At 52.4% G+C, this 21,413-nt stretch carries 22 protein-coding genes and 1 pseudogene; 16 read left to right on the top strand and 7 right to left on the bottom strand.

The genetic code is table 11. The features are described from left to right. Window positions 1-314 precede the first annotated feature (314 nt). The 15 genes from KVG95_RS27425 to KVG95_RS27355 all read left to right on the top strand — a co-directional run bounded on the left by KVG95_RS27425 (window position 315) and on the right by KVG95_RS27355 (window position 15,075). Window positions 315-1,427 (top strand): glycosyltransferase family 4 protein, encoded by a 1,113-nt coding sequence (locus tag KVG95_RS27425; protein WP_217858637.1) that lies wholly within the window; start codon window positions 315-317, stop codon window positions 1,425-1,427. 5 nt (window positions 1,428-1,432) lie between these two features. Next, window positions 1,433-2,482, top strand: coding sequence for a glycoside hydrolase family 99-like domain-containing protein (locus tag KVG95_RS27420; protein ID WP_225923331.1), 1,050 nt, complete (start codon window positions 1,433-1,435; stop codon window positions 2,480-2,482). 4 nt (window positions 2,483-2,486) lie between these two features. Further along, a complete protein-coding gene (locus KVG95_RS27415; protein ID WP_217858636.1) occupies window positions 2,487-3,614 on the top strand; it encodes a DUF1972 domain-containing protein in 1,128 nt (375 codons plus the stop codon). Further along, window positions 3,611-4,678 carry a dTDP-glucose 4,6-dehydratase gene (gene rfbB, locus KVG95_RS27410; protein ID WP_217858635.1) on the top strand — a complete coding sequence of 356 codons (1,068 nt, stop codon included), beginning with the start codon at window positions 3,611-3,613 and terminating at the stop codon, window positions 4,676-4,678. The genes KVG95_RS27415 and rfbB overlap by 4 nt, the downstream gene beginning before the upstream one ends. A gap of 45 nt (window positions 4,679-4,723) precedes the next feature. Then, the gene (gene rfbA / locus KVG95_RS27405; protein ID WP_008013087.1) at window positions 4,724-5,602 is read left to right on the top strand and encodes a glucose-1-phosphate thymidylyltransferase RfbA; all 879 of its coding nucleotides are present in this window, start codon (window positions 4,724-4,726) and stop codon (window positions 5,600-5,602) included. Further along, window positions 5,599-6,138: a dTDP-4-dehydrorhamnose 3,5-epimerase gene (gene rfbC, locus KVG95_RS27400; protein WP_217858634.1), complete on the top strand. Its 540-nt coding sequence runs from the start codon at window positions 5,599-5,601 to the stop codon at window positions 6,136-6,138. Before rfbA ends, rfbC begins: the two co-directional genes overlap by 4 nt. Before the next feature lie 2 nt (window positions 6,139-6,140). Continuing rightward, entirely contained in the window at window positions 6,141-7,034 is an 894-nt protein-coding gene (gene rfbD / locus KVG95_RS27395) for a dTDP-4-dehydrorhamnose reductase (RefSeq protein ID WP_217858633.1), read from the top strand. A 450-nt stretch (window positions 7,035-7,484) separates the two neighbouring features. Continuing rightward, window positions 7,485-7,757: a hypothetical protein gene (locus tag KVG95_RS27390; RefSeq protein ID WP_217858632.1), complete on the top strand. Its 273-nt coding sequence runs from the start codon at window positions 7,485-7,487 to the stop codon at window positions 7,755-7,757. 87 nt (window positions 7,758-7,844) lie between these two features. Continuing rightward, window positions 7,845-8,957, top strand: a complete 1,113-nt coding sequence (locus tag KVG95_RS27385) for a polysaccharide biosynthesis/export family protein (protein ID WP_217858631.1) — start codon at window positions 7,845-7,847, stop codon at window positions 8,955-8,957. Window positions 8,958-8,971: 14 nt separating this feature from the next. Beyond that, window positions 8,972-9,631: a YjbF family lipoprotein gene (locus KVG95_RS27380; protein ID WP_367616797.1), complete on the top strand. Its 660-nt coding sequence runs from the start codon at window positions 8,972-8,974 to the stop codon at window positions 9,629-9,631. Next, window positions 9,628-10,395 carry a capsule biosynthesis GfcC family protein gene (locus KVG95_RS27375; protein ID WP_217858629.1) on the top strand — a complete coding sequence of 256 codons (768 nt, stop codon included), beginning with the start codon at window positions 9,628-9,630 and terminating at the stop codon, window positions 10,393-10,395. The genes KVG95_RS27380 and KVG95_RS27375 overlap by 4 nt, the downstream gene beginning before the upstream one ends. Continuing rightward, window positions 10,392-12,494, top strand: coding sequence for a YjbH domain-containing protein (locus tag KVG95_RS27370; protein WP_217858628.1), 2,103 nt, complete (start codon window positions 10,392-10,394; stop codon window positions 12,492-12,494). The genes KVG95_RS27375 and KVG95_RS27370 overlap by 4 nt, the downstream gene beginning before the upstream one ends. After that, complete coding sequence (locus tag KVG95_RS27365) at window positions 12,491-12,850, top strand: VanZ family protein (RefSeq protein ID WP_217858627.1); 360 nt, start codon at window positions 12,491-12,493, stop codon at window positions 12,848-12,850. The genes KVG95_RS27370 and KVG95_RS27365 overlap by 4 nt, the downstream gene beginning before the upstream one ends. 141 nt (window positions 12,851-12,991) lie before the next feature. Continuing rightward, complete coding sequence (locus KVG95_RS27360; protein ID WP_225923330.1) at window positions 12,992-14,107, top strand: acyltransferase family protein; 1,116 nt, start codon at window positions 12,992-12,994, stop codon at window positions 14,105-14,107. A 203-nt stretch (window positions 14,108-14,310) separates the two neighbouring features. After that, window positions 14,311-15,075 (top strand): SGNH/GDSL hydrolase family protein, encoded by a 765-nt coding sequence (locus KVG95_RS27355; RefSeq protein ID WP_217858626.1) that lies wholly within the window; start codon window positions 14,311-14,313, stop codon window positions 15,073-15,075. Window positions 15,076-15,199: 124 nt separating this feature from the next. On the opposite strand, the pseudogene KVG95_RS29960 reads toward KVG95_RS27355, so the two are convergent. Continuing rightward, window positions 15,200-15,362, bottom strand: a pseudogene (locus KVG95_RS29960) (IS3 family transposase); the annotation flags it as partial. A 270-nt stretch (window positions 15,363-15,632) separates the two neighbouring features. Here KVG95_RS29960 and KVG95_RS27350 point away from each other — a divergent pair. Then, on the top strand, window positions 15,633-15,893 hold the full coding sequence (locus KVG95_RS27350; protein ID WP_008074738.1) for a DUF6429 family protein: 261 nt from the start codon (window positions 15,633-15,635) through the stop codon (window positions 15,891-15,893). 245 nt (window positions 15,894-16,138) lie between these two features. On the opposite strand, the gene KVG95_RS27345 is transcribed toward KVG95_RS27350, so the two are convergent. From KVG95_RS27345 to KVG95_RS27325, 6 genes are all read right to left on the bottom strand, one after another. Next, on the bottom strand, window positions 16,139-17,533 hold the full coding sequence (locus KVG95_RS27345; protein ID WP_217858625.1) for an undecaprenyl-phosphate glucose phosphotransferase: 1,395 nt from the start codon (window positions 17,531-17,533) through the stop codon (window positions 16,139-16,141). A gap of 489 nt (window positions 17,534-18,022) precedes the next feature. Further along, the gene (locus KVG95_RS30255; RefSeq protein WP_007900813.1) at window positions 18,023-18,691 is read right to left on the bottom strand and encodes a winged helix-turn-helix domain-containing protein; all 669 of its coding nucleotides are present in this window, start codon (window positions 18,689-18,691) and stop codon (window positions 18,023-18,025) included. Between the two features lie 38 nt (window positions 18,692-18,729). Continuing rightward, window positions 18,730-19,485: an EAL domain-containing protein gene (locus KVG95_RS27335; RefSeq protein WP_217858624.1), complete on the bottom strand. Its 756-nt coding sequence runs from the start codon at window positions 19,483-19,485 to the stop codon at window positions 18,730-18,732. 11 nt (window positions 19,486-19,496) lie between these two features. Further along, entirely contained in the window at window positions 19,497-19,808 is a 312-nt protein-coding gene (locus KVG95_RS29950; protein WP_225923329.1) for a winged helix-turn-helix domain-containing protein, read from the bottom strand. 15 nt (window positions 19,809-19,823) lie between these two features. Further along, a complete protein-coding gene (locus KVG95_RS29945; protein WP_225923328.1) occupies window positions 19,824-20,228 on the bottom strand; it encodes a response regulator in 405 nt (134 codons plus the stop codon). A gap of 601 nt (window positions 20,229-20,829) precedes the next feature. Continuing rightward, the gene (locus tag KVG95_RS27325; protein WP_217858623.1) at window positions 20,830-21,243 is read right to left on the bottom strand and encodes a VOC family protein; all 414 of its coding nucleotides are present in this window, start codon (window positions 21,241-21,243) and stop codon (window positions 20,830-20,832) included. Window positions 21,244-21,413: the final 170 nt, after the last annotated feature.

Raw genomic sequence — 21,413 nt, 5'->3', positions numbered from 1 at the left:
AGTTTCTACGGAGTGGACACCAAGTTCTTCCTGTCGTACTCAAAAATATATGATGTTGTTTTTATCCTTAATACAACGTTGGAGCATGAATCAGCGTTGCGCGATAATTTATCAGACTTTAACTCTTTGAAAAGAAGACTGACAAATCTGATCTTATCCAAGGTTTACGTATTTGATGATGTGAAATTTTATCGGATTAAAATTTCGCTTTACGTGCTTGCATTCGTGTCCAAGAGAATTATTGCAACAAGAAACCTGAGCTACATTTTGTTATTGAGCACCATTCGATCAATCATGGCTAAGGCAAAATAATTATGACTGTCAAGATTCTTTGTCTCCACCAGGGTTCAGAGCTTTATGGGTCGGATAGAAGTTTTTTAAGTGCTGTCGAAGCATTAGCTCGCCATGTTACTACTCACTCTATAGTTCCTTCTCCCGGAGATCTGGTACCACTCTTGGAGAAAAGCGGATCTACAGTCTCTTACTATCCATTCGGTGTATTGCGAAAAAAAAGTTTCCGTCGTCCTTTGCGATATCTATGGGAAATGTTATCTGCGGTGAAGCACTACTACCTGTCGTACAAAATACATGACATTGTATATATCAATACCACCGTAATGTTTTCGGCACTCATCTCCGCCTCGCTTTATCGAGGAACTAAAAAAACTTTTTTTTGCCATGTGAGAGAGATTCCGGGAAGCAAATCAATTTTTATTTTCAAAGCACTGCTAAGACTATCTGGTGCAAAATTAATTTTTAACTCTCACGCGACTAAAAATGCCTTTAACCTTAAAGGAGATGTGATTTACAACGGGGTGGAAGAAATATCATCGCCTCCGATGGCCGCTCAAACAACTCGGAAAACAAAAATTCTATTAATTGGTCGAATAAATACTTGGAAAGGACAGGCATTCTTTCTGGATTCGTTAAGTTCTCTTGCGCCAGAGCACCTGTCTAGCCTGGATGTGCGCATAGTTGGAAGCGCATTCGAAGGCTATGAGTATCTTGAGGCTGAGCTGTATCAGAGAATCAAAGGTTCTGAATTAAATGGAATTGTTAGTTTGATTCCATTTTCCGCCGACCCGACTGAACACTACCTGTGGGCTGATTATGTAGTTGTACCATCCATTAAGCCTGAACCCTTTGGCAGAGTGGCTATCGAAGCATTCTCTATGGGTTTACCCGTCATAGCTGCAGGGCACGGTGGTTTGGTCGAAATTGTATGCCAGGATAAGAATGGTTTTGTATTTGAGCCGAATAGTTCCACAGCGCTATCCCAAGTACTGAAAAACCTTCCACCTCCGAGTAGTTCCAATTATCAGGCGTTGTCAGTCGATGCTCTAAGTACATATCGAGCAAAATTTTCCTTAACCCAATACGCCGAAAATATCGCAAAAACTGTGCTGGGTAGAACCAATAAGGACTAGATGCCTTGAGAGCCATATTTCTTCTGTTATTTATTACATTCTCTATTTGCTCTAATGCTGCAGCTAAAATTGACGTTGGCGTATTTTATTACCCTGGCTGGAACCAACCACACACCGATCCATGGGCGAAAATCAAACCTTACCCGGATAGAGAGCCTTTGCTCGGGTGGTATAAAGAAAGCTCCCGAAAAGTCACGGCACAGCATGTGCAGTGGATGAGTGACTACGGAATAGACTATGTGCTCTATGATTGGTATTGGGATAATACTTATGGTGTTACTAGAACCCATGCCATAAATTCGTTTATGGCATTGCCTCAAGATAAAGTGGAATTTATGGTTATGTGGGCTAACCATACAAATACACCGGCCAGTCTAGATCAGTTTGATGAAATAGTGGCTTACTGGGTAAAAAACTATTTCTCCCATCGCAACTATAAGAAGGTTGATGGAAAACCTGCCGTGTTCATATTTTCACCAGAGCGCCTCGCCTCCGATGCTCGTCGCTTTGGCTATAGCACTTCAATGCTACTGGAACGTGCTAATCATGCATCTGAAAAAGCCGGCTTTGGAGGCATCTATTTTATTGGAGGTATAAATCCTAGTAAGGGTCATTCACCCAAGGATCTGGAAAACTCTGGGTATAACGCATTATCAGCCTATAACTATCAGGATTTGTCTAGCGGGGAAATCAAGAACACAAGCTTGTCCATGAACTATAAAGAACTAACCGTTGGGTATCAGCAAAAATGGGATTGGGTTCTTAATAATAGTGATATTCCTTACTTCATTCCTGTGACTTCAGGTTGGGATAAGCGTCCGTGGGGTGGCAGCACAATACCAGATCACGATAATTCATTCAGTACGCCACAGCAATTTTCAGAACAGTTACAGTCAGCAAAAAAATATGTTGCGGATAATCCACAAAAAACTCTTGGGAATATAGTTATTTGCTGTTGGAACGAATACGGCGAAGGCTCTGTTATAGAGCCGAGCAAGAAGTTCGGTACTGAGTACCTGCAACTTATTAATAAAATCTTAAGAGAGAATAACTGAGCGTATGATTTCCAAGAACCTCTATATCCTCGGCATTCGTGGGATCCCCGCTAAACACGGCGGTTTTGAAACCTTCGCCGAAAAGCTCTCTCTCTACCTGGTCAAGCAGGGCTGGAAAGTCACTGTCTACTGCCAGGAGGAGGGTTCCGGCGGTATATCGACCAGTGAATGGAAGGGTGTTCATCGAATTCATATCCCGATCGCCAATACCGGCGTGGCGGGCACGGTGTTTTTCGACTGGAAGGCCACCGTCCATGCGCTGGGCCAGAAGGGATTGTTTCTGACCCTTGGCTACAACACGGCGGCGTTCAATATTCTGCAGAGGATCAAGGGCCAGACCAATGTCATCAATATGGATGGCATCGAATGGCGGCGGGAGAAGTGGGGACTCGTGGCGAAAACCTGGTTTTGGCTGAACGAGCGGGTGGGGTGCTGGATCGGCAACCATCTGGTGGCCGACCACCCGAAAATCAAGGATCACCTGGCCACTCGGGTCAAGGATTCGAAGGTCACCATGATCCCCTATGGGGGGGACCGGGTGAACGAGGCGGACTCGGCCGCCCTGGCCGGTTATGGGCTGGAGCCCCATGGTTTCTCGGTGGTTATCGCCCGGCCGGAACCGGAGAACTCCTTCCTGCAGGTCGTCAAGGCCTTCAGCAGCAAGCGCCGTAACCATAAGTTGGTGGTGCTGGGCAACTTCACGCCAGAGAAGAACGAGTACCACAAGCGGGTGATGGACGCGGCCGGCGAGGAAGTGATCTTCCCCGGCGCCATCTATGAGGCGGCGGTGGTCCGGGCCCTCCGGTTTTTCAGCCGCTTTTACATCCATGGCCATCAGGTCGGGGGCACCAACCCTTCGCTGGTGGAGGCATTGGGCGCCGGCTGCTCGGTGATTGCCCATAACAACCATTTCAACCGTTGGGTCGCCGGTGATGCGGCGGTGTACTTCGACGACGAGCACGACTGTGCCGAATTGTTCGAGAAGTACCTGCGCGACGACCACAACCATTTGATCGCGGCGATGAAGGCTGAAAGCACCCGCCGCTTCAACGAAAAGTTCACCTGGGAAAACATCCTTTCCCAATATGAAAAATTACTGATCCAGTGGTACCCCAGGGAGTACAGCAAGTGACCCAACGTATTATCGTCACCGGCGGTGCCGGTTTTATCGGCTCCGCCGTCGTTCGCCATCTGATCGACAACACGGATGTGAGCGTACTCAATATCGACAAGCTCACCTACGCTGGCAATACCGAGTCCCTGGCGTCGGTCGCGGGCAGCCCCCGGTATGAATTCCAGCAGGTGGATATCTGCGACACGGCGACGCTGCACGAACTGTTCGCGCGTTTCCAGCCCGATGCGGTGATGCACCTGGCGGCCGAGTCCCATGTGGATCGTTCCATCGACAGCCCATCGGATTTCATCCAGACCAACATCGTTGGCACTTACAGCATGCTGGAGGCCAGCCGCCGCTACTGGTCAGGGCTGGCGGCGGAGCAGAAGCAGGGCTTTCGCTTCCACCATATCTCCACCGATGAAGTCTATGGCGACCTGGAAGGCACCGACGACCTGTTCACCGAGACCACGCCCTACGAGCCGAGCTCGCCGTACTCGGCATCCAAGGCCGGCTCCGACCACTTGGTGCGCGCCTGGCACCGCACGTATGGCCTGCCGGTGCTGGTCACCAATTGTTCAAACAATTACGGGCCCTTCCACTTCCCCGAAAAACTGATCCCCCATGTGATTCTCAATGCCATCCACGGCCAGCCGCTGCCGGTGTATGGGGATGGTTCGCAGATCCGCGATTGGCTGTTTGTCGAAGACCATGCCCGAGCGCTGTTCGAAGTAGTGTCGCGCGGCACCGTGGGCGAAACCTACAACATCGGCGGGCACAACGAGAAGCGCAACCTGCAAGTGGTGGAAACCATCTGCGAACTGCTCGATGAGCTGCGCCCCCGCGATGAAGAGCTGGGCTCATACAAGGAACTGATCACCTTCGTTACCGACCGCCCCGGGCATGATCTTCGTTACGCCATTGATGCGAGCAAGATCGAGCGTGAGCTCGGTTGGCGACCACAGGAAACCTTTGAAAGCGGCCTACTCAAAACGGTTCAGTGGTATCTGGATAATCAAGAGTGGTGGCAACGAGTCCTTAACGGTGAGTACCGCCCAGAGCGTCTTGGCCATATCGGTTGAACCATTTAAACCCTGCCTCTATTAAACTTTGAAGGGAATCCTCATATGAAAGGTATCATTTTGGCGGGAGGCTCCGGCACTCGCTTGCATCCTATTACCCGTGGTGTGTCCAAACAGCTGCTGCCGGTCTACGACAAGCCGATGATTTATTATCCGCTGTCGGTATTAATGCTGGCGGGCATTCGCGAGATATTGATTATTTCCACGCCGCAGGACTTGCCCAACTTCCAGAACCTGTTGGGTGATGGCTCTTCTTTCGGCATTGAACTCAGTTATGCCGAACAACCTTCTCCTGATGGTCTGGCTCAGGCCTTCCTGATCGGCGAGGATTTTATCGGCGACAGTAATGTGGCGCTGATTCTGGGCGACAACATCTTCTACGGTTATGGCTTCAGCGCCTTGTTGCGCGAAGCGTCACAACGACAGACCGGTGCCACCGTCTTTGGTTATCGAGTCAGCGATCCAGAGCGTTTTGGCGTTGTCGAGTTCGACAGTAATGGCAAAGCGATCTCGATCGAAGAGAAGCCTAAACATCCGAAGTCCGACTATGCCGTCACCGGCTTGTATTTCTACGACAAAGACGTGGTGCGCATTGCAAAGCAAGTGAAACCTTCGATACGCGGCGAGCTTGAAATCACTGACGTGAACAACGCCTACCTGGAGCGCGGGGACCTGCATGTCAGCGTACTCGGGCGTGGTTTTGCCTGGCTGGACACCGGGACCCATGATTCATTGATGGAGGCCGGGCACTTCGTCCAGACCATCGAAGCGCGGCAGGGCTTGAAAGTGGCCTGTCTGGAAGAGGTGGCGTACCACCAGGGTTGGTTGTCGGCTGCGCAATTGGATCAACAAGCCACCGCGCTATACAAAACCGGTTACGGTCAATACCTGGCACGGGTGCTGACAACGGAGCCTGCGAAATGAATGTCATCAACACCCGGTTGCCTGGTGTACTGATTATCGAGCCTAAAATCTTCGGCGATGCCCGCGGGTTCTTTCTCGAGAGCTATCACCAGCAGCGTTATCGCGATGCCGGCATCGAGTTGCCTTTCGTCCAGGACAATCACTCGCGCTCGCAATATGGCGTGTTGCGTGGTTTGCACTTCCAGCGGACCCGGCCACAGGGCAAGTTGGTGCGGGTCACCCAAGGTGCGGTGTACGACGTAGTTGTGGACATCAATCCCCAATCGCCCACCTGTGGTGAACATGTGGGCGTCAAGTTGACCGCCGACAACCATCTTCAGCTATGGGTGCCGCCGGGTTATGCCCACGGTTTCTGTGTGCTCAGTGATGTCGCCGATTTTCAATACAAATGCACTGATCTGTATTACCCCGAGGACGAGGGTGGTCTGCTCTGGAATGATCCGGAGCTGGACATTGCCTGGCCCCTGGAGTCGCCTCAACTTTCGGAAAAAGACCTGCGCAACCCGCGTTTGCGCGCGGTGTTGAATGGAGAATGACCATGCGAGTTCTAGTGACCGGGGCACAAGGACAGGTCGGATATGAGTTGCTGCAGAGGGTTCCGCGCGGGTTTAACGTCATAGGCTACAACTCGAGGGAGCTGGATATCAGCGATCGGGCACAGGTCCAGGAAGTCTTGGCCCGGGTCAAGCCGCAGTTATTGATCAACGCGGCAGCTTATACCGCAGTAGACAAGGCTGAAAGCGAAGTCGAACGCGCTTATAAGGTGAATCGCGACGGTGTTACGCACTTGGCACTGGCGGCCGAGGCGTTGGGGATTCCTCTGCTGCATATATCTACTGACTATGTGTTCAGTGGCGACAATGACACTGCTTATAAACCCGATGACGCGACTGCTCCTTCTGGCGTGTATGGGTTGAGCAAACTGGCTGGCGAGCAGCAACTGCAACAACATTGTTCGCGCCATGTGATTTTGCGAACGAGTTGGGTTTTTGGCGCTCATGGCAATAACTTCGTTAAAACCATGCTTCGCCTTGGACGTGATCGGGATGAGCTGGCTGTGGTGGCGGATCAACGCGGTTGTCCAACTTCGGCCGGCAGCATTGCCGATACATTGTGGACCCTCGCGGCGATTTTTCAGCGCGACGGCGCGCTCAAATGGGGCCTGTACCACTACTGCGGCGCTCCTGCCTGCACCTGGCATGACTTTGCCGATGAGATTTTCAGCCAGGCCCTGGCGTTGGGCTTGCTGGAAAAACGCCCACGCTTGAAGGCCATCACCACTGCTGAGTATCCAACTCCAGCCAAACGCCCGGCCTCGTCAGTGCTGGATTGCCAAACTCTTGAGCAGGCTCACGGATTGGTGCCGCGAATCTGGGCAGGGGAGTTGCAACGAGTGCTTGAACAACTGGAGAAAGTAGCCTCTGAGGCCTGACTTCTCGCGGCCCCGATACTTGTGTCGCTACGAAGTCTTTATTTATTAGCGGTCTATACTTAATATTGAAATACTGTCTGCGGTCCGTTTGGCTGGAACTTACAATTACAATAAAGCCCCCAAGACTCTACGGCCGGGAGAATCCTGACTAATAATAACAATAAGCCTGTTCGGCGAATGATTCATCCTTGAAAGTCTGTGTTGAAAATGCCTTGTTATGCGGCCAAAGTCGTCAAAAAAGTCCATAACCTTTCGCCCCTCGCAAATGCTTTGTCCGAGGTGTGGGGAGGAGCGGTCTATGGCGTGCAACCCCCATAAGTGACATGCTCCAAAGGAGGCAATGCGCATGAATTGGCTGGTTCAATCGGTCAGCTTCATCGTTTTGCTGTTCCATTCCTGGTCCCTTAGTATCAAATCTTTTAGAGAGTTGATGTCGAGAAGGAGTCTGATATGAAGAAATTACTTTTAGCCAGCTTGCTGGCTGTCATGAGTACCGCAGCGTTGGCAGCGGATGAACCGGTGAGCGATACGGTGAGCACAAGCGAGCCACTGTCGTTGAACACCCCGCTGGTCGGGGGTGTGACTGTCGCCGAAACCGTGGTGATCGGCGCGGCTATCGCTGGCGCTGCAGTGGCCGCTTCAAACTCTGGGGGCAGTTCCAATGGCGGTACCTCTGGAACGGGCGGCACCACCGGTACTGGTGGTACTACTGGTACCAACTAATACCCCGCGAAGTGTGTTGTACAAGATCACTCAGAACTTTCTGGGTGATCTTGTTTTAGACTTGCCCTCGACTAGCGTAGTGCCATTATGATCCGTAGGTTTTCTGTTGTTATGCTGGCAAGTATCAGCTTGTCCGGCTGTATGTTTTCGCCTGGTCAACACATGGACACCAGTCAAATGGTGAGTGACGGCTCTCCGGAGAGTAGCCGTGTGGAACTTATTCCCATCACCCCTAAATTGATTGCCATGGATGCCGCCACACGCGTGCGCGAATCGGTCCCCTCGGAGTTGTTGTCTTATACTTCGGGCGGTTATCGCGTGGGTGCCAACGACCTGTTGTTTATTACGGTCTGGGATCACCCGGAGTTGACGGCGCCTTCCGGGCCCCAACAGCAAATCGATGCCAACGGTCGCCTGGTTCGTCCGGACGGCACGCTGTTTTATCCCTACATCGGTAATATTCCGGCGGCCGGTAAAACCATCGAAGAGTTGCGAGCTTTTATCGCCGAGCGCTTGTCGCAATTTGTCGAAAGCCCTCAGGTCGACGTCAGCGTATTGCGCTTCGCTAGCCAGACCGTGGTGATTTCCGGTGCGGTGATCAAAGCCGGTCAGCAACCGATCACCACCAACCCGTTGAGTGTGGTGGAGGCCGTTGGCGTGGCCGGGGTGGACCCGTTGAATGCAGACCTGTCAGGCCTGACGCTGACTCGCGATGGGCGCGAATACAAGCTGGATCTGGACACTCTCAATCGCCAGGACTCACAGCTGCAGGGCGTCTACCTCAAGGGTGGCGATCGGCTCTACCTACCTTATAACGATCTCAAGCGGATCTATGTCATGGGTGAGGTCAATCAGCCCCGCGCGTTGAGCTTCAAGAGCAAATCGATCAACCTGACCGATGCTCTGGGCACGGTGGGTGGCTTGAACCAGACCACCTCCAATGGCAACGCGGTGTACGTGATTCGCGGCGCGGACAAACTGGAAACCGAACCGGCCAAAGTGTTCCAGCTCGATGCCGAATCCCCTTCGGCCCTGGTGCTGGCCACTCGTTTCGACTTGGAGCCGCAAGACATCGTCTATGTCGGCCCGGCCGGCGTGACGCGCTGGAACCGTTTGATCAGCCAGCTTCTGCCTACGGCCGCAGTCCTCGGGACCGGCGCCAGCTCTGTTAATAACCTCAGCGAAGCTAACAGCAGATAAGGCTCTATCCCGCCGTGAAAATTTTGCCTACCTGCGCCTGTCTGACGATGGCGCTCTTGTTGTGCGGGTGTAACCCGTTAATGAGGGCCTCCTGGGACACTCTTGAACAGTCCGTCACGGGGCCTGCCTCCATCAACTTGACCCGAGCTCAGGTCGACGCCGTGCCATATCCGCAGATCCTGGTCACCACCGTCTCCAGCGAGGGGGTGATGGCCATGGCTCGTCGGCGGGGCGACCTGCAGTTTTGGGTCGCTTCCGGCAAGCAAGTATTGATGATGCGCGACGGTTTGGTGGTGCGCACCGTAGGGCTGGGTGTTTCCCTGGACGGCACTCGCTTCAATGATGAGTCGCCATTCAAACGCGGTCTTCAGCATTTACCCAACGGCTATGTCAGCACGCGCTGGATTGACATCTACGACGGCAACCGTATCGGCATTGCGGTCAACAGCCGTTTCAGTACCCACGATATCGAGACCATTCGCATTCTGGACAAGGATTACGCCTTGCTGCGCATCGACGAGCAGGTGGATGCACCCACCTTGAATTTTCACGCTACCAACCGTTACTGGGTCGACCCCCAGGACGGTTTTATCCTGCGCAGCGAGCAGCATCTGACGCCGCAGCTGTTCCTCAAAATCGTGCAGTTGCGCCCTGATCGGGGAGCTGGCCGGTGAAGTGTCCGAACCTTCTATTGCTTGGCTTGCTCTTGATCGGCCCGGGCGTGGGGCACGCTGGCGTCACGGTCAGCGGTGATGTGCGCAGCCCGGGTTACTTCGATGTCAAACCCGGGGCACGTTTGCTGGATGCCATTCACAACGCCCAACCCAACGCCGAGGGTTATTGGCTGGGGGCGGCCTGGCTGCATCGCTCATTGGAGGATCAGCAGGCCCGGCTGAAGGCCGGCGTACTATTCGATCTGAAACTTGTGCAGCGGGGGGCCTTGCTCGATGGCAGGGAAGCGCGAGCGGATTTGAGCGCGCGCCTGTATGAACAGATCGAGCGGTTGCCGGTTACCGGGCGCCAGGTCGCGGTGCTGGATCCGATCGCCGTAGAAGTGGGGTTCGCCCGCAATGCTCGGCTGGATGATGGCGACCGTCTGATTTACCCGATGCGACCCTCGACCGTGGAAATTCTCGGGGCAGTCGTGCAGCCCTGTCAGGTGCCTTACCGTGCCCTGCAGGAAGTGAGTACCTATGCGCGCGATTGCGCCATTCTCGACGGCGCCGAGCTCGATTATCTGTGGCTGATCCAGCCCGATGGTCAGGTGCGGCGCGTGGGCGTGGCGGCATGGAATCGCGAGGAGGGCGTCGTGGCCGCTCCCGGCAGCAGGATTCTGGTACCGATCAGGAGTGACGATCTCGAGACGCCGACCCCTGAACTCAATCAACAACTGGCCGAATTTCTCGCCACCCAACCCCTGGCTGAGGTGGCTCCTTGAAGTGCCCGTTTAAGTTACGTTTTGCTGCTGCATTGCTTCTGCCCTGTGGATTGGCTCATGGTGAGCCGCGTTACACCCAAAGTGATTTTGGTGGCGTCGGTTTGTTACAGACCCCCACTGCGCGCATGGCCCCCGCAGGAGAGTTGAGCGCCACCGCCAGTCGTACCGATCCTTACTCGCGCTACAGTTTTTCTTTGCAGCCGTTCGATTGGCTGGAGGGCTCGTTTCGTTACACGGCGATCACCAACCGCAATTACGGTCCCGAGGATTTTAGCGGCGACCAGAGCTTCAAAGACAAGGCCATTGACATAAAGGCGCGGCTTTGGGAAGAAACTCGCTGGGCGCCGCAAGTCGCCATTGGCGCCCGGGACATCGGCGGTACCGGGTTGTTTTCAAGCGAATATTTTGTCGCCAACAAGCGTTATGAAAACCTGGATTTCAGTCTCGGCATTGCCTGGGGCTATCTGGGTAATCGGGGGGATTTCAGCAACCCGCTGGCGGTCTTCGGCAGCAAGTTCAACGACCGGCCAGAGAGCTCGGCGGCTGTCGCCAGGGCAGGGGACGTGAACACCAATGCTTACTTCAGGGGGCACCCTTCGTTGTTTGGCGGTATCGCCTATCAAACGCCGTGGGCACCGCTGAGCCTGAAGATCGAGTACGAGGGCAACGATTACAAGAATGAGCCGCTGGACAACTCGATCAAGCAAGACCTGCCGATCAACATCGGCGTGGTCTACAAGCTCGCGGACAGTGTCGATCTGAGTGCTGGCTGGGAGCGTGGCAATACGGCGATGTTCGGCATCACCCTGCACACCAATTTTGTCAGCCGTAAGGCGCCGGTCAAAACCTACGACCCTCCCGCCGAGCCGTTGCCGGCGCAGGAGCCGTCGACTCCGGCTGACCAGGTCAACTGGGCCGATGTCTCCAACCGGCTGCAGCAAAATGCCGGCTACAAGGTGAAACGCATCACCCAGCGCGGTTCGGAGTTGATGGTGTATGGCGAGCAGTCTCGCTATTTTTATCCGTCCAAAGCCGTCGGGCGAGCCAGCCGGATTCTCGATAACAGCGTCAATCAAGACATCGACTGGTTCACCCTGGTGAACCAGCGTTATGACATGTCCATCGAGGAAACCAGCGTGCCGCGGGAAACGTTCCGCGCGGTTGTGAACAATGACCAGCCGCTGAAGGATCTGCACCGTACGACCGAGGTCAATCCGGCGACTGCACACCGGGAAACCACGCTCTACACCCAGGCGCTGGAACCGTTCAGTTACGGCCTCGGTCTGGGCTACAAACAGAACATTGGCGGCCCCGACGGACTGCTTTATCAGTTCACCGCCGATGCCGACGCGGAGTACCGTTTCACCCGTAATACCTGGTGGAGCGGCTTGCTCAGTGCCAACCTGTTGAACAACTTCGACAAGTTCACCTACGACGCGCCGAGCGGGCTGCCGCGAGTGCGCACTGATCTGCGCCAATACATGACCACCTCCGATGTGACGATGCCGACGTTCCAGTTTAACCATGCGGCGCAGCTGGATCGGGATTGGTACGGGATGGTCTACGGCGGCTATCTGGAATCCATGTTCGCCGGCGTCGGCAGCGAAGTGCTGTATCGACCCACGGGGAAACGCTGGTCGGTGGGGGCAGACCTGAACTTCGTGCGTCAACGGGACTATGATCAGGGCTTCGGCCTGCGTGACTACAAGACCGTGACGGGCCATGTCACTAGCTATACTGAATTGCCCAATGACATGCTTGCAGCGGTCAGCGTCGGGCGTTATTTGGCGCGGGACTGGGGCACCACCGTGGACTTGTCGCGGGTGTTCAAGAACGGCGTGAAGTTTGGCGCCTGGGTCACCCTGACCAGCGCGTCGAAGGAGGAGTATGGCGAGGGCAGCTTCGACAAAGGGATCTATGTTTCCATCCCGTTCGACGAGTTGATGAGTACCTCCACCATGCGTCGGGCCAACATTGTCTGGGCGCCACTGACCCGCGATGGCGGTGCACGCCTGAGTCGAGCTTACTCGCTGCAAACCATGACCGACGGACGTGACAGCGACCTGTTCTACAACAACTTCGAGAAAATTACCGAATGATCACGTGGCTCAAAGGCTTGGTCGAGTTGCCGTTCTGGTTCCGGGGCCTGGTCTTTGCCTCGGTGACCGTGATTCTGCTGTTCGCGGGTTTGCGCTCTCAGCCGATCCCGGAGCTGTTCGTCGAAGAGGACAAGCTCCATCACTGGATCGGCTTTCTGGTATTTGCGTGCAGCTGCCGCCTGGCCTTTCCCAATGTGAAATTTCGCTGGATCGCCGTGGGGTGTTTGCTCACCGGTGTACTCATCGAGGCCGCGCAAGGTTTGATGCCGCTGCGCACGGCCTCGCCCTACGACATGCTGGCAAATACTGTCGGCGTGTTGATGGGGTTATTGATTTCTAGGTACTGGGTGCGCTGAAAAGGCTTTAAGCACTAAGCAGTCTCCTGGCATGTTGTACCGTTGGCAACACCGGTTCGTTCACTGGCGACAACGGCTGGCATCGAATACGCCTGCGACGCTAAATCGATATCACAACAGAGTTTTTAGGAAATGGACCTCATGAAGAACTTATTAACTATGCTGCGCGAAACATACGACCCACCGGAAAGATCAGAAAAATACGATCTAATCCAGGTGCTACGTTTTATCGCAGCGCTAGCCGTCGTCCTATGCCATTCCGCGTTTTATGCGCAAGAACGACTAGATCCTGACGCATTCAGGTACGAACCCGGAACCCATGGCGTTTCCTTATTCTTTGTGATCAGCGGCTTCGTCATGATTCTCGCCTCTGAAAAACTGCACGGAACGGCCAATGGCTGGAAGCACTTCGCCACCCGGAGAATTGCCCGTATCGTTCCGCTGTACTGGGTTGCCACCACCATAAAACTGCTCGTGTTACTCTCAGCCGCGCACTTTGTGCTGCACGCCGAAATTGACTGGGGCTATATATTTAAATCATATTTTTTTATTCCTTCCGTAAATATTGACAACGAGGTCAAGCCGCTATTGGGCGTAGGCTGGACACTGCTATTTGAAATGTTCTTTTACGCTGTGTTTACCCTTTGCCTGCTGCTAAAGTTGAGTGCCATACGCTGGTGCGCCGGGCTGTTCGGTTTATTGACCGTCGCCTCGTTCTTTAAAACAGAAAACTGGTCAGCGGCGATGCAATTCTATGCAGACCCGATTGTCCTTAATTTTCTATGGGGAATGCTGGTCGCGCGTCTTATTCAGAGGCGTATTTACATGCCTAAGTCTATTGCCGTTATCTTAGTTATATTGTCATTGGCTTATCTGTTCCTACCACGCTCCACTGATTGGGGCGGAACAATACTCTACGGAATCGCCTCGCTTTTCACGGTATACGGATGCGCGTCCATCGAGAAAACCTGTAATGTTACTGTACCAAAATTACTTGTTTTTCTTGGAGCCGCCTCTTATGCCATCTATCTGTTTCACCCGCTGCTTTCGCCCGCGGCGCCGGAAATCTTAAAGCGTATTGGCCTAATCATTCCCTCGATCTCGGTAATCATCAGCGCTCTGATCGCCATTGTGGCCGGCAGCATTTTCTATGCTTTGATAGAGACGCCTGTGACCTCGCGGCTAAACGCCCTGATTAAAAAGCGCCTCGCAAAACCTACAGCCGACACTGCACCCGCCATAAAAACACCCGCCTAAATTCCTCCCCGCACGGCTTGCGATCCAAGCCGTGCGGGCGCTTCATGCTATGACCCTCAGGCATACACACCGATACCACCCAGCGCAATAATGGTGAATATGAATGCCCCAGTGGTCGCAACCACGGGTGTTACCGTTAGGTAATCGTTGGCAATGCTAAAGGTGAAAGATGGATGGTTAGTTGCTCTCCCGGCAGGTGAAAAATGAAAGTTATAATGAGAGTGTTGGTAGGGAGTGTTCTTGCCCTTGGTTGCTCTTTCTTGGCGGCTGCACCGTTGTCGCAACTAGATGCTGTTACGCAATGTGATACTAAAAATGTTAAGGCTTACCGGATATTGTTTGTCGGTGACAGTATTACTTTGCATGGCTTCAATGAAACTACAAAGAAGAATTTAGGATGGAGTCATACAAGTGGTATGGCCGCATCCTCTAGGCAATATGATTATGTAAGTATTTTAAGCCGAGAAATTAGTGGCGCCCGCGAGCAGCCGACGGTGGTTTGTTATCACACTGCAGGAGGAAGTGGCACAGTTGACCAGCGACTCCGAGCATTGGACTCTGTAATTAATACGCGCCCAAATCTTGTGGTAATTCAGCTAGGTGAGCACGAAGATATTAGAAGCGGAATTGGTAATTTAGAAGAAAATTACAGAAAGTTAATTACTGCTCTCCGTCGACTCGATAGTCGTCCGAGTATCATTGCCGTGGGCCCATGGTCCTTGTCTCGTCAGAATGGCCTTGGGCGTTACAGTGGCTGGTCCGGGGAGGTCGATAGAGTTATGGCGTCGGTCTCCTCTGAAGAGCATGTGCCTTACTCTTCAGTAGCCGATATCGCGGCTCTTCCACTAGCCCATGGTGCCGGTTCATCTGATGGGGTGCGCTGGCATCCGAATGATTACGGGCATGGCTTATATGCTAAACGTTTATTTTTGTTGTATCAGCAGGCAGCCTCCTCGGTGCGTGATTAATTTGGCGTTTGAGGATGTTGATAGTCGCGTCATTGTCAATCTGGTTTGTGTGACGAAGGGGGGGCGATATGCTTCTCGCGAAAAGTCGTGACATGTGCGCCACGTAGTCACGCTTGATCGTCTTCGTCTTCTTGCCCAGCATCCGTTGCAGTTCACGGATCTGCTTGAGCGCATCGTACCGCCCGGAAGCCACCACCGAAACACTTTGCTCTGGTTCAAGACTCTCGCGAACCAGGGCAATTTTTTTGCTTCGAGTTCCAGCGGCGTTGCCGCTCCCGGCCTAAAAGCTCCCACTAGTCATAAACATAACCGTTTGCCTATCCCTTATCGTAAGGGAAGCGGTGTTCTGTCTTTCATGGAGCTCGTTCAGATACTTTCAGATGGTCATACAGTCGAACCTGTAGTTCAGAATTGGATGTTGATACTGGAGCTCTAAAAGTTATGGCGTTTTAATAGAAGATCCTACAGACACCGTGAACGACACGAACCCCGTAGGAGCCGGCTTGCCGGCGAAGGCGTTTTCACGGTAGGCGCGCCATAAACCCGGAGCAACAATCATGGAATACGACGATAAACTGATTGAAGAAGCCGTGCTTGCCCTGTTGGCAGCCTTCAGTTTCGATAACGGCAATACTTGGAAAGGGTTCGACTTCGAGACGATGAACCGATTGCATGAACAGGGTTTCATCAGCGATCCGGTGAACAAGAACAAATCGATTTGGTTGACAGCTGAAGGGCTGGAGCGAGGTCGGCAGATCGCCGACCGGTTGTTTGGGATAAGAACTCAAGTGGAGCATATATCCGACTCGGATGCCTGACTTCATACCCCGGCCATACGGTAGGTGGGGTTTATGGATCGCTTAAACACCGGGTAGCGCTGAAAAATCTCCTGTATCACTGGCCTCAAAATTCACGACTGCTTCGTCCGAACGCAGCCTTTGGCAGCGGCAAAAAAAAGAAATGAAATGAGATGGAGGGGCTCCGGGCAGTCAGAGGTCTGACTGCCCGGGCTGCAGCGTTGTTAGCCGCAAGGTGAAGAATAGGCGGGGGTGAGTCGCGGGGATTAATAGATGTCCTTGGAAAAGAGCGTGAAGGGGGTCTTGATCAGGATCTTGATGTCGAGCCACAACGACCAATTGTTGATGTAGTTGAGGTCGATCTCCACACGCTTCTGCATCTTGTCGAGGGTCTCGGTTTCGCCACGGCAGCCGCTGATCTGGGCGAGTCCGGTGATGCCCGGTTTGATTCGATGGCGGGCCATGTAAGCCTGAATCTTGCCGGTGTAGTAGTCGTTATGGGCGATCGCATGAGGCCGTGGCCCGACCAGCGCCATATGGCCTTGCAGCACGTTGAAGAACTGCGGCAGTTCATCGATGGAGGTGCGTCGTATGAAACGTCCGACCGAAGTAATGCGCGGGTCTTCACGACCGGCCTGGCGTACCTGATGGTCGTCGTGCAGGCGCATGGAGCGGAACTTCCAGACTTTGATGATCTTGCCGTTCCAGCCATGGCGCTCTTGTTTGAAGATAATCGGGCCCGGCGAGGAGATCTTCACCGCGACGGCGATCACCAGAAGCAGCGGACTGAAGCCGATCAGCGCCAGGGCGGCGAGGCTGCGGTCGAGCAGGGTCTTGCTCAGCGCCGCTGTCGGGTAACTGGTCAACGGGCTTTCATTGAGGTGGATGGCGGGCTGGCCATCCAGTTCGCTGACGGAGTGATTGAGCAGCGTCATGCTGCCCAGGTCGGGAACCCAGACCACATCGACATTGGAGTCGAGAAGGTCGATGTACAGCGCTTCAACCTGTTTGGCTTCGCTCAAGGGCAGTGCGATGTACAACCGCCGGACATCGTGCACCCGGATCAGCTCACGCAGTTCCTGCAACTGACCCACGATTCTGTGGGCATTGACGTTGGTAGACAACTCGTTGGGTTTTGAGCTGATCAGGCCGACCAGCGGTGGAAACTCGGTTTTGGCCAGTTTGTCCGCCAGATTCACCGCCAGTTGGTCGGTGCCGATAATCAGGGTGTTGTTTTGGCTGTGCAATTGCCGATGGTAGTACCTGGAAAAGCTGTGCAAAGGCAGGTACAGCAAGGCCTGTACGCAATAACCGGCCATAGCCCATACCAGGATGATCTCCCGGGAGAACAATTCGCTGGTTTTGCTGATAAAACCGATGCTGGTCAGTCCGGTCAGCGTCAGCAGCCACCCCAGTAGCAGTCGACCCAGGCCGCTGAGGTAGCCATGCTGCTTGTGATAAACCAGCAGCAGGGAGTAGGAGGGGACCGAACCCAGGAGAGTAAGCACCGCTAACACACGATAATGGGCCTCTATTTCTCCTGTCTGATAGAGCGCAAGAGCAAATAACAGCGCGTTGACCGAAATGATGGCAATTATCCATTGCCCCCAGAAAGTCAGTCCTTTGGATATGCTATTTCGATTAATACGATTATGTACCATCGCGGTGTCCCTCGGGCATGCGCCACGTTGTGTATCAGTCGACGGTTAATAAATGGCAGCCACGCACAAAGGCTGAGCGAACGCGGTTCAGTCAGAAGTTATTTTTATTATTAGAAGGGAATAACGCGGGCTTATGGCTGGCCATCCTGGCGTTGTTTTCAAGTCAGCTGATACGGTTGTCTCAGTGCCAGGTTTTTATACTAGTACTTAAATCTCCATGTGTGTCTGACGAATTATAACGGCCACTCTTTCAGAGGGGTTGTTATAAAAGGTCGTGCTCTTTTGTTAGGAGGGTATCGCTCAATCGTCTATATAATTGCAGGATTCGATAAACGTTTGTCGGGTAGGTGAGGGGTGAAACGAAGTGGGCGCCATGGGAGAGTTTATGGCGACAGTCAGGATATGCAGTGCAAGGAGGCAGGTGGTGGGTGTGTGTATCAAGTGGAGTGGAGAATCGCGTTTATTGTTATTATTTTTGCGAATTCTCGCTCAGTAAGCGACTCTTATCCTTTGTGCCAGGCAGTAGCCACGGTTTCTAACCGAGCGGACCAGCCGTTCTCCATTGGCTGCCGTCTTGAACTTTTTCTGCAATCGGCTCAGGCACATTTCAAGACCGCTATATTGTTCCGGGTCTTTGTCGATGCGTAGAATAAGATCGTTTTTGCTGAGTACCCGTCGATCGCTGAGGACCAGTTGGGTGAGCATTAGCGATTCGGTACCGGTCAATGGGATAGTGATATCTTCTTTGACCAATGTTCGATCGTCAGCATTGAACCACCAGATATCAGGGTTGCCCTGGGACTCTTTAACCCGACTGACTGCCGAGATGAACTCTTCGTCGGCCACCGGTTTCTTGAGAAAGCCATCAACACCGAAGTGCGAAAAGTGATGGAGTTCCGAAGGTTCAGAGTTGGGCGTTATGAGGATGATTTCCGCATCTTTTTGATTTTTACGAATGAAACTGACATCGCTCAGCGATATGTCCGCCTGGTCGAGCAGGATGTGCGTGAATCGACTCTTTCGGATGCGTTCGCTGCTGAGTTTACCTGACTCGATTTCAAAAGATAAATACAGGCGTTGTGCGAGAAGCGATTCTATTGCTTGTCGTGCCAGTTGGTCTCGGGTGAAAATCAGAAAGCTGTTATTCGGCGTATTCACAATAAGGTTTCTTCCTAGTCTGGTGAAGTTTTCAAAACTTAAATAAGCTCGGTGGGTGAGTAGTACCTCCCCTGGAAAAAGTCGAAGGGCATGCTGCGAGCCAGTGTGTGTAGTGCTTTGTGCTCCACGCGGTCCGCCACGAATTTGATCTTGCTGTCATGGATCATGCCGCTCAGGCAGTCGTAAGACCTGTTGAAAAAATCCTGGCTGTTTTCGACCATGATGTCGAAATTGGATTTGGTCAGGTCCACTTTTATGTAATCGAAGAGGGCTAGGCTGATCAGTTTTTCGGTGCTGTCGTCGCTTAAATCATAGCCATCGAAAGCGATCTCGATCCCATTATCTTTTAATAGGTGAATGTGATTGATAATAGTTCTTTTTTCTTTCAGGTTGAACGACAGGAACGAGCTGCTGTTAATGCTGGGGATTAGCTGTTGCTCATGCTTTTTGAGTATCGCTTGAGCCTCATTCATTTCCTTGATAAGCGCTTTATCCAATAAAGCAGATTGATTCATGGTCACGAACAGTTTGTTTGGCGTCGGTGTGGAACGGGAAGGCGTCGCCTCAATCTGTGAGAGGGCATTCAATTGGATCCGTGTCAGGACTTCGTAATAAGTCGCCAGTGGATGATCGGAATGCAGTTGTTGATACCCCTTGTTCAGAGGTGTCTCCTGTTTGGTCGCCTTGGCATAGATTTCGCTGCCGAACAGTTCATCGTTTCGTTTCAGAATCGATTGCCTGAAGAATACCAGTGCGAAATTTTCGTGCACGATAGCTTGCCTGCTGGGCTCCATTACCTAGTCCTTTAAGAGTGAAAGTTTGTTTGATTGACTGAGACGACCCCTCGAAGCAGTCGATAACCATAACCACGAACACTGTGAATGATGTTAATGCCAAAGTGTTTTTTGATTTTATTTCGAAGCCGGCTTATGGACTTCTCCAGGACACGTGAGTCGTAGAGTTTTATATTCAAGCCCATGGATTCGGCCATGCAGTCGTGGTGCAGGATATTGCCTTCTGCGTTAATAAGCGCATCCAGGGCTTTCATTTCCTGATAGGCCAGATCCAGTTTGTATTCATTGTTGTATAAGTGCAGGCATGTTTGGTCCAGGGTCAACTTGACACTGGTCTGTCATTCAGGGGTTTCGAGCAACTCTGAGAGTAACCTGGCTTTTTCATCCTGATCGTTAGGTACATTGATGCAGTGATCGGCTCCGGCCAGGTAGCATTCAATTTTAGTTTGCGGAGAGCGATAGTTGATTGCAACGATAATGGACAGTTCTGTCGGATTCGTACGTAACTTCTTGATCAGCGCCAGGCAGTCATTAAGTATGGAGGAGCTTTCAATATCGATCAGTACGGTATCGAGTGTTTGCGTTTCGATATCCAGACTTGCCGGGTTTGGATAATCTAATGTATAAACATGTGTGAGATTGGGTACAAATAATTGTCGAAGTTTCTCTGTCGAGCGCCAAGTGCGCCCAATAGCGAGAATACCTCTCTGGCTATTTTCGGTTTTGCTCTCAGTACTCATCATGTAAATTACTCATATGTGCTGGCGTTGCAATCTTAATACACAAAATACTGACGTTATCTGACTTTTTATAACATTTCCCGTCGTGAACACACGTCACTCCATCCTCGGTAGTTTTAGCTGATTCAATGACATAGGCAAATGCTGAGGCTTAAGCCCATTTGATTTGTGATATCGGGCTTAGTTGGTACGCCCCTTTCAGTCGGACTAGGCTCTTTAGGTTGACTTTTCTATAAGCAATACAGATGCGATGGCTAATTGCCCATCTGGCTGCAGAACGAAGCACAACTGATGAAGCCTTGCGTATGAACTGTGCGGGTGTCCGCTTTTTCGAAAATTGGAGTTGATTTATAAGGATATTCCACGGTGTTCTAGGGGGATGTAGGTGCACGTTGGGGAGGCGATCAGTACAACGATCGCCTCTTTTTAGGGCGAATGAGAGGGAGGCTATATTAATTGAGTCTTTTTGCATTATATTGGTAATATTTTGGTCAGGGGGGAATTTGTGGATGTGTAGTTATTCTGTTTGGCTATTGAAAAAAAATCCCCAAAGTTGATATTAAAGCGCCAGTAAATTTTATGTACTAACCAGAGGGTAGCCCGGTCACTGATCCTTTTCGCAATTAACCATCCACGCCACACCAAACCGATCGACCAGCATCCCGAAACGTGCCGCCCAGAACGTCGCCTCCAGCGGCATTTGAATACTGCCGCCTTCCGCCAATGCAGCAAACACCCGCTCAGCCTCCGCCACACTGTCGACATTCAATGAAACCGAACAACCGCTCATTTTGGTGGTGGGGCGATCAGGTGTGGTGTCCGACCCCATGATTGCCTGGTCTGCGACCAGCAGGCGCGTATGAATGATCAGGTTATGACAGTCCGTTGGAACATGGTCGCGGGCCGGAGTTTCGCCGAAGGTCATCATTACTTCTATCTGGCCTGGCAGGCTTTTGGCGTAGAACGTGAAAGCGGCCTTGCAGTCGCCGTTGAAGATCAGGTAGGGATTGATTTTCATGTTTTTGCTCCCGGTTATGGAGAGGGCACATCAGCTGGACGTTCAGGTTCGTCCTCGAATCTCGATGGGCATTGACTCCCCATATCAAAGCGCTAAAACGTAGCGAGTGAGGGTGTTTTTTTAGATGTTTTTACGATGGGCGTGGCCAGCCTTATCGCATCCTGTCCCCG

The organism is Pseudomonas farris, from assembly GCF_019145235.1.
GTDB classification, from domain to species: Bacteria; Pseudomonadota; Gammaproteobacteria; order Pseudomonadales; family Pseudomonadaceae; genus Aquipseudomonas; species Aquipseudomonas farris.
The sequence above is the reverse complement of the archived record's forward strand: the minus strand, read 5'-3'. Positions and strand labels throughout refer to the sequence as shown.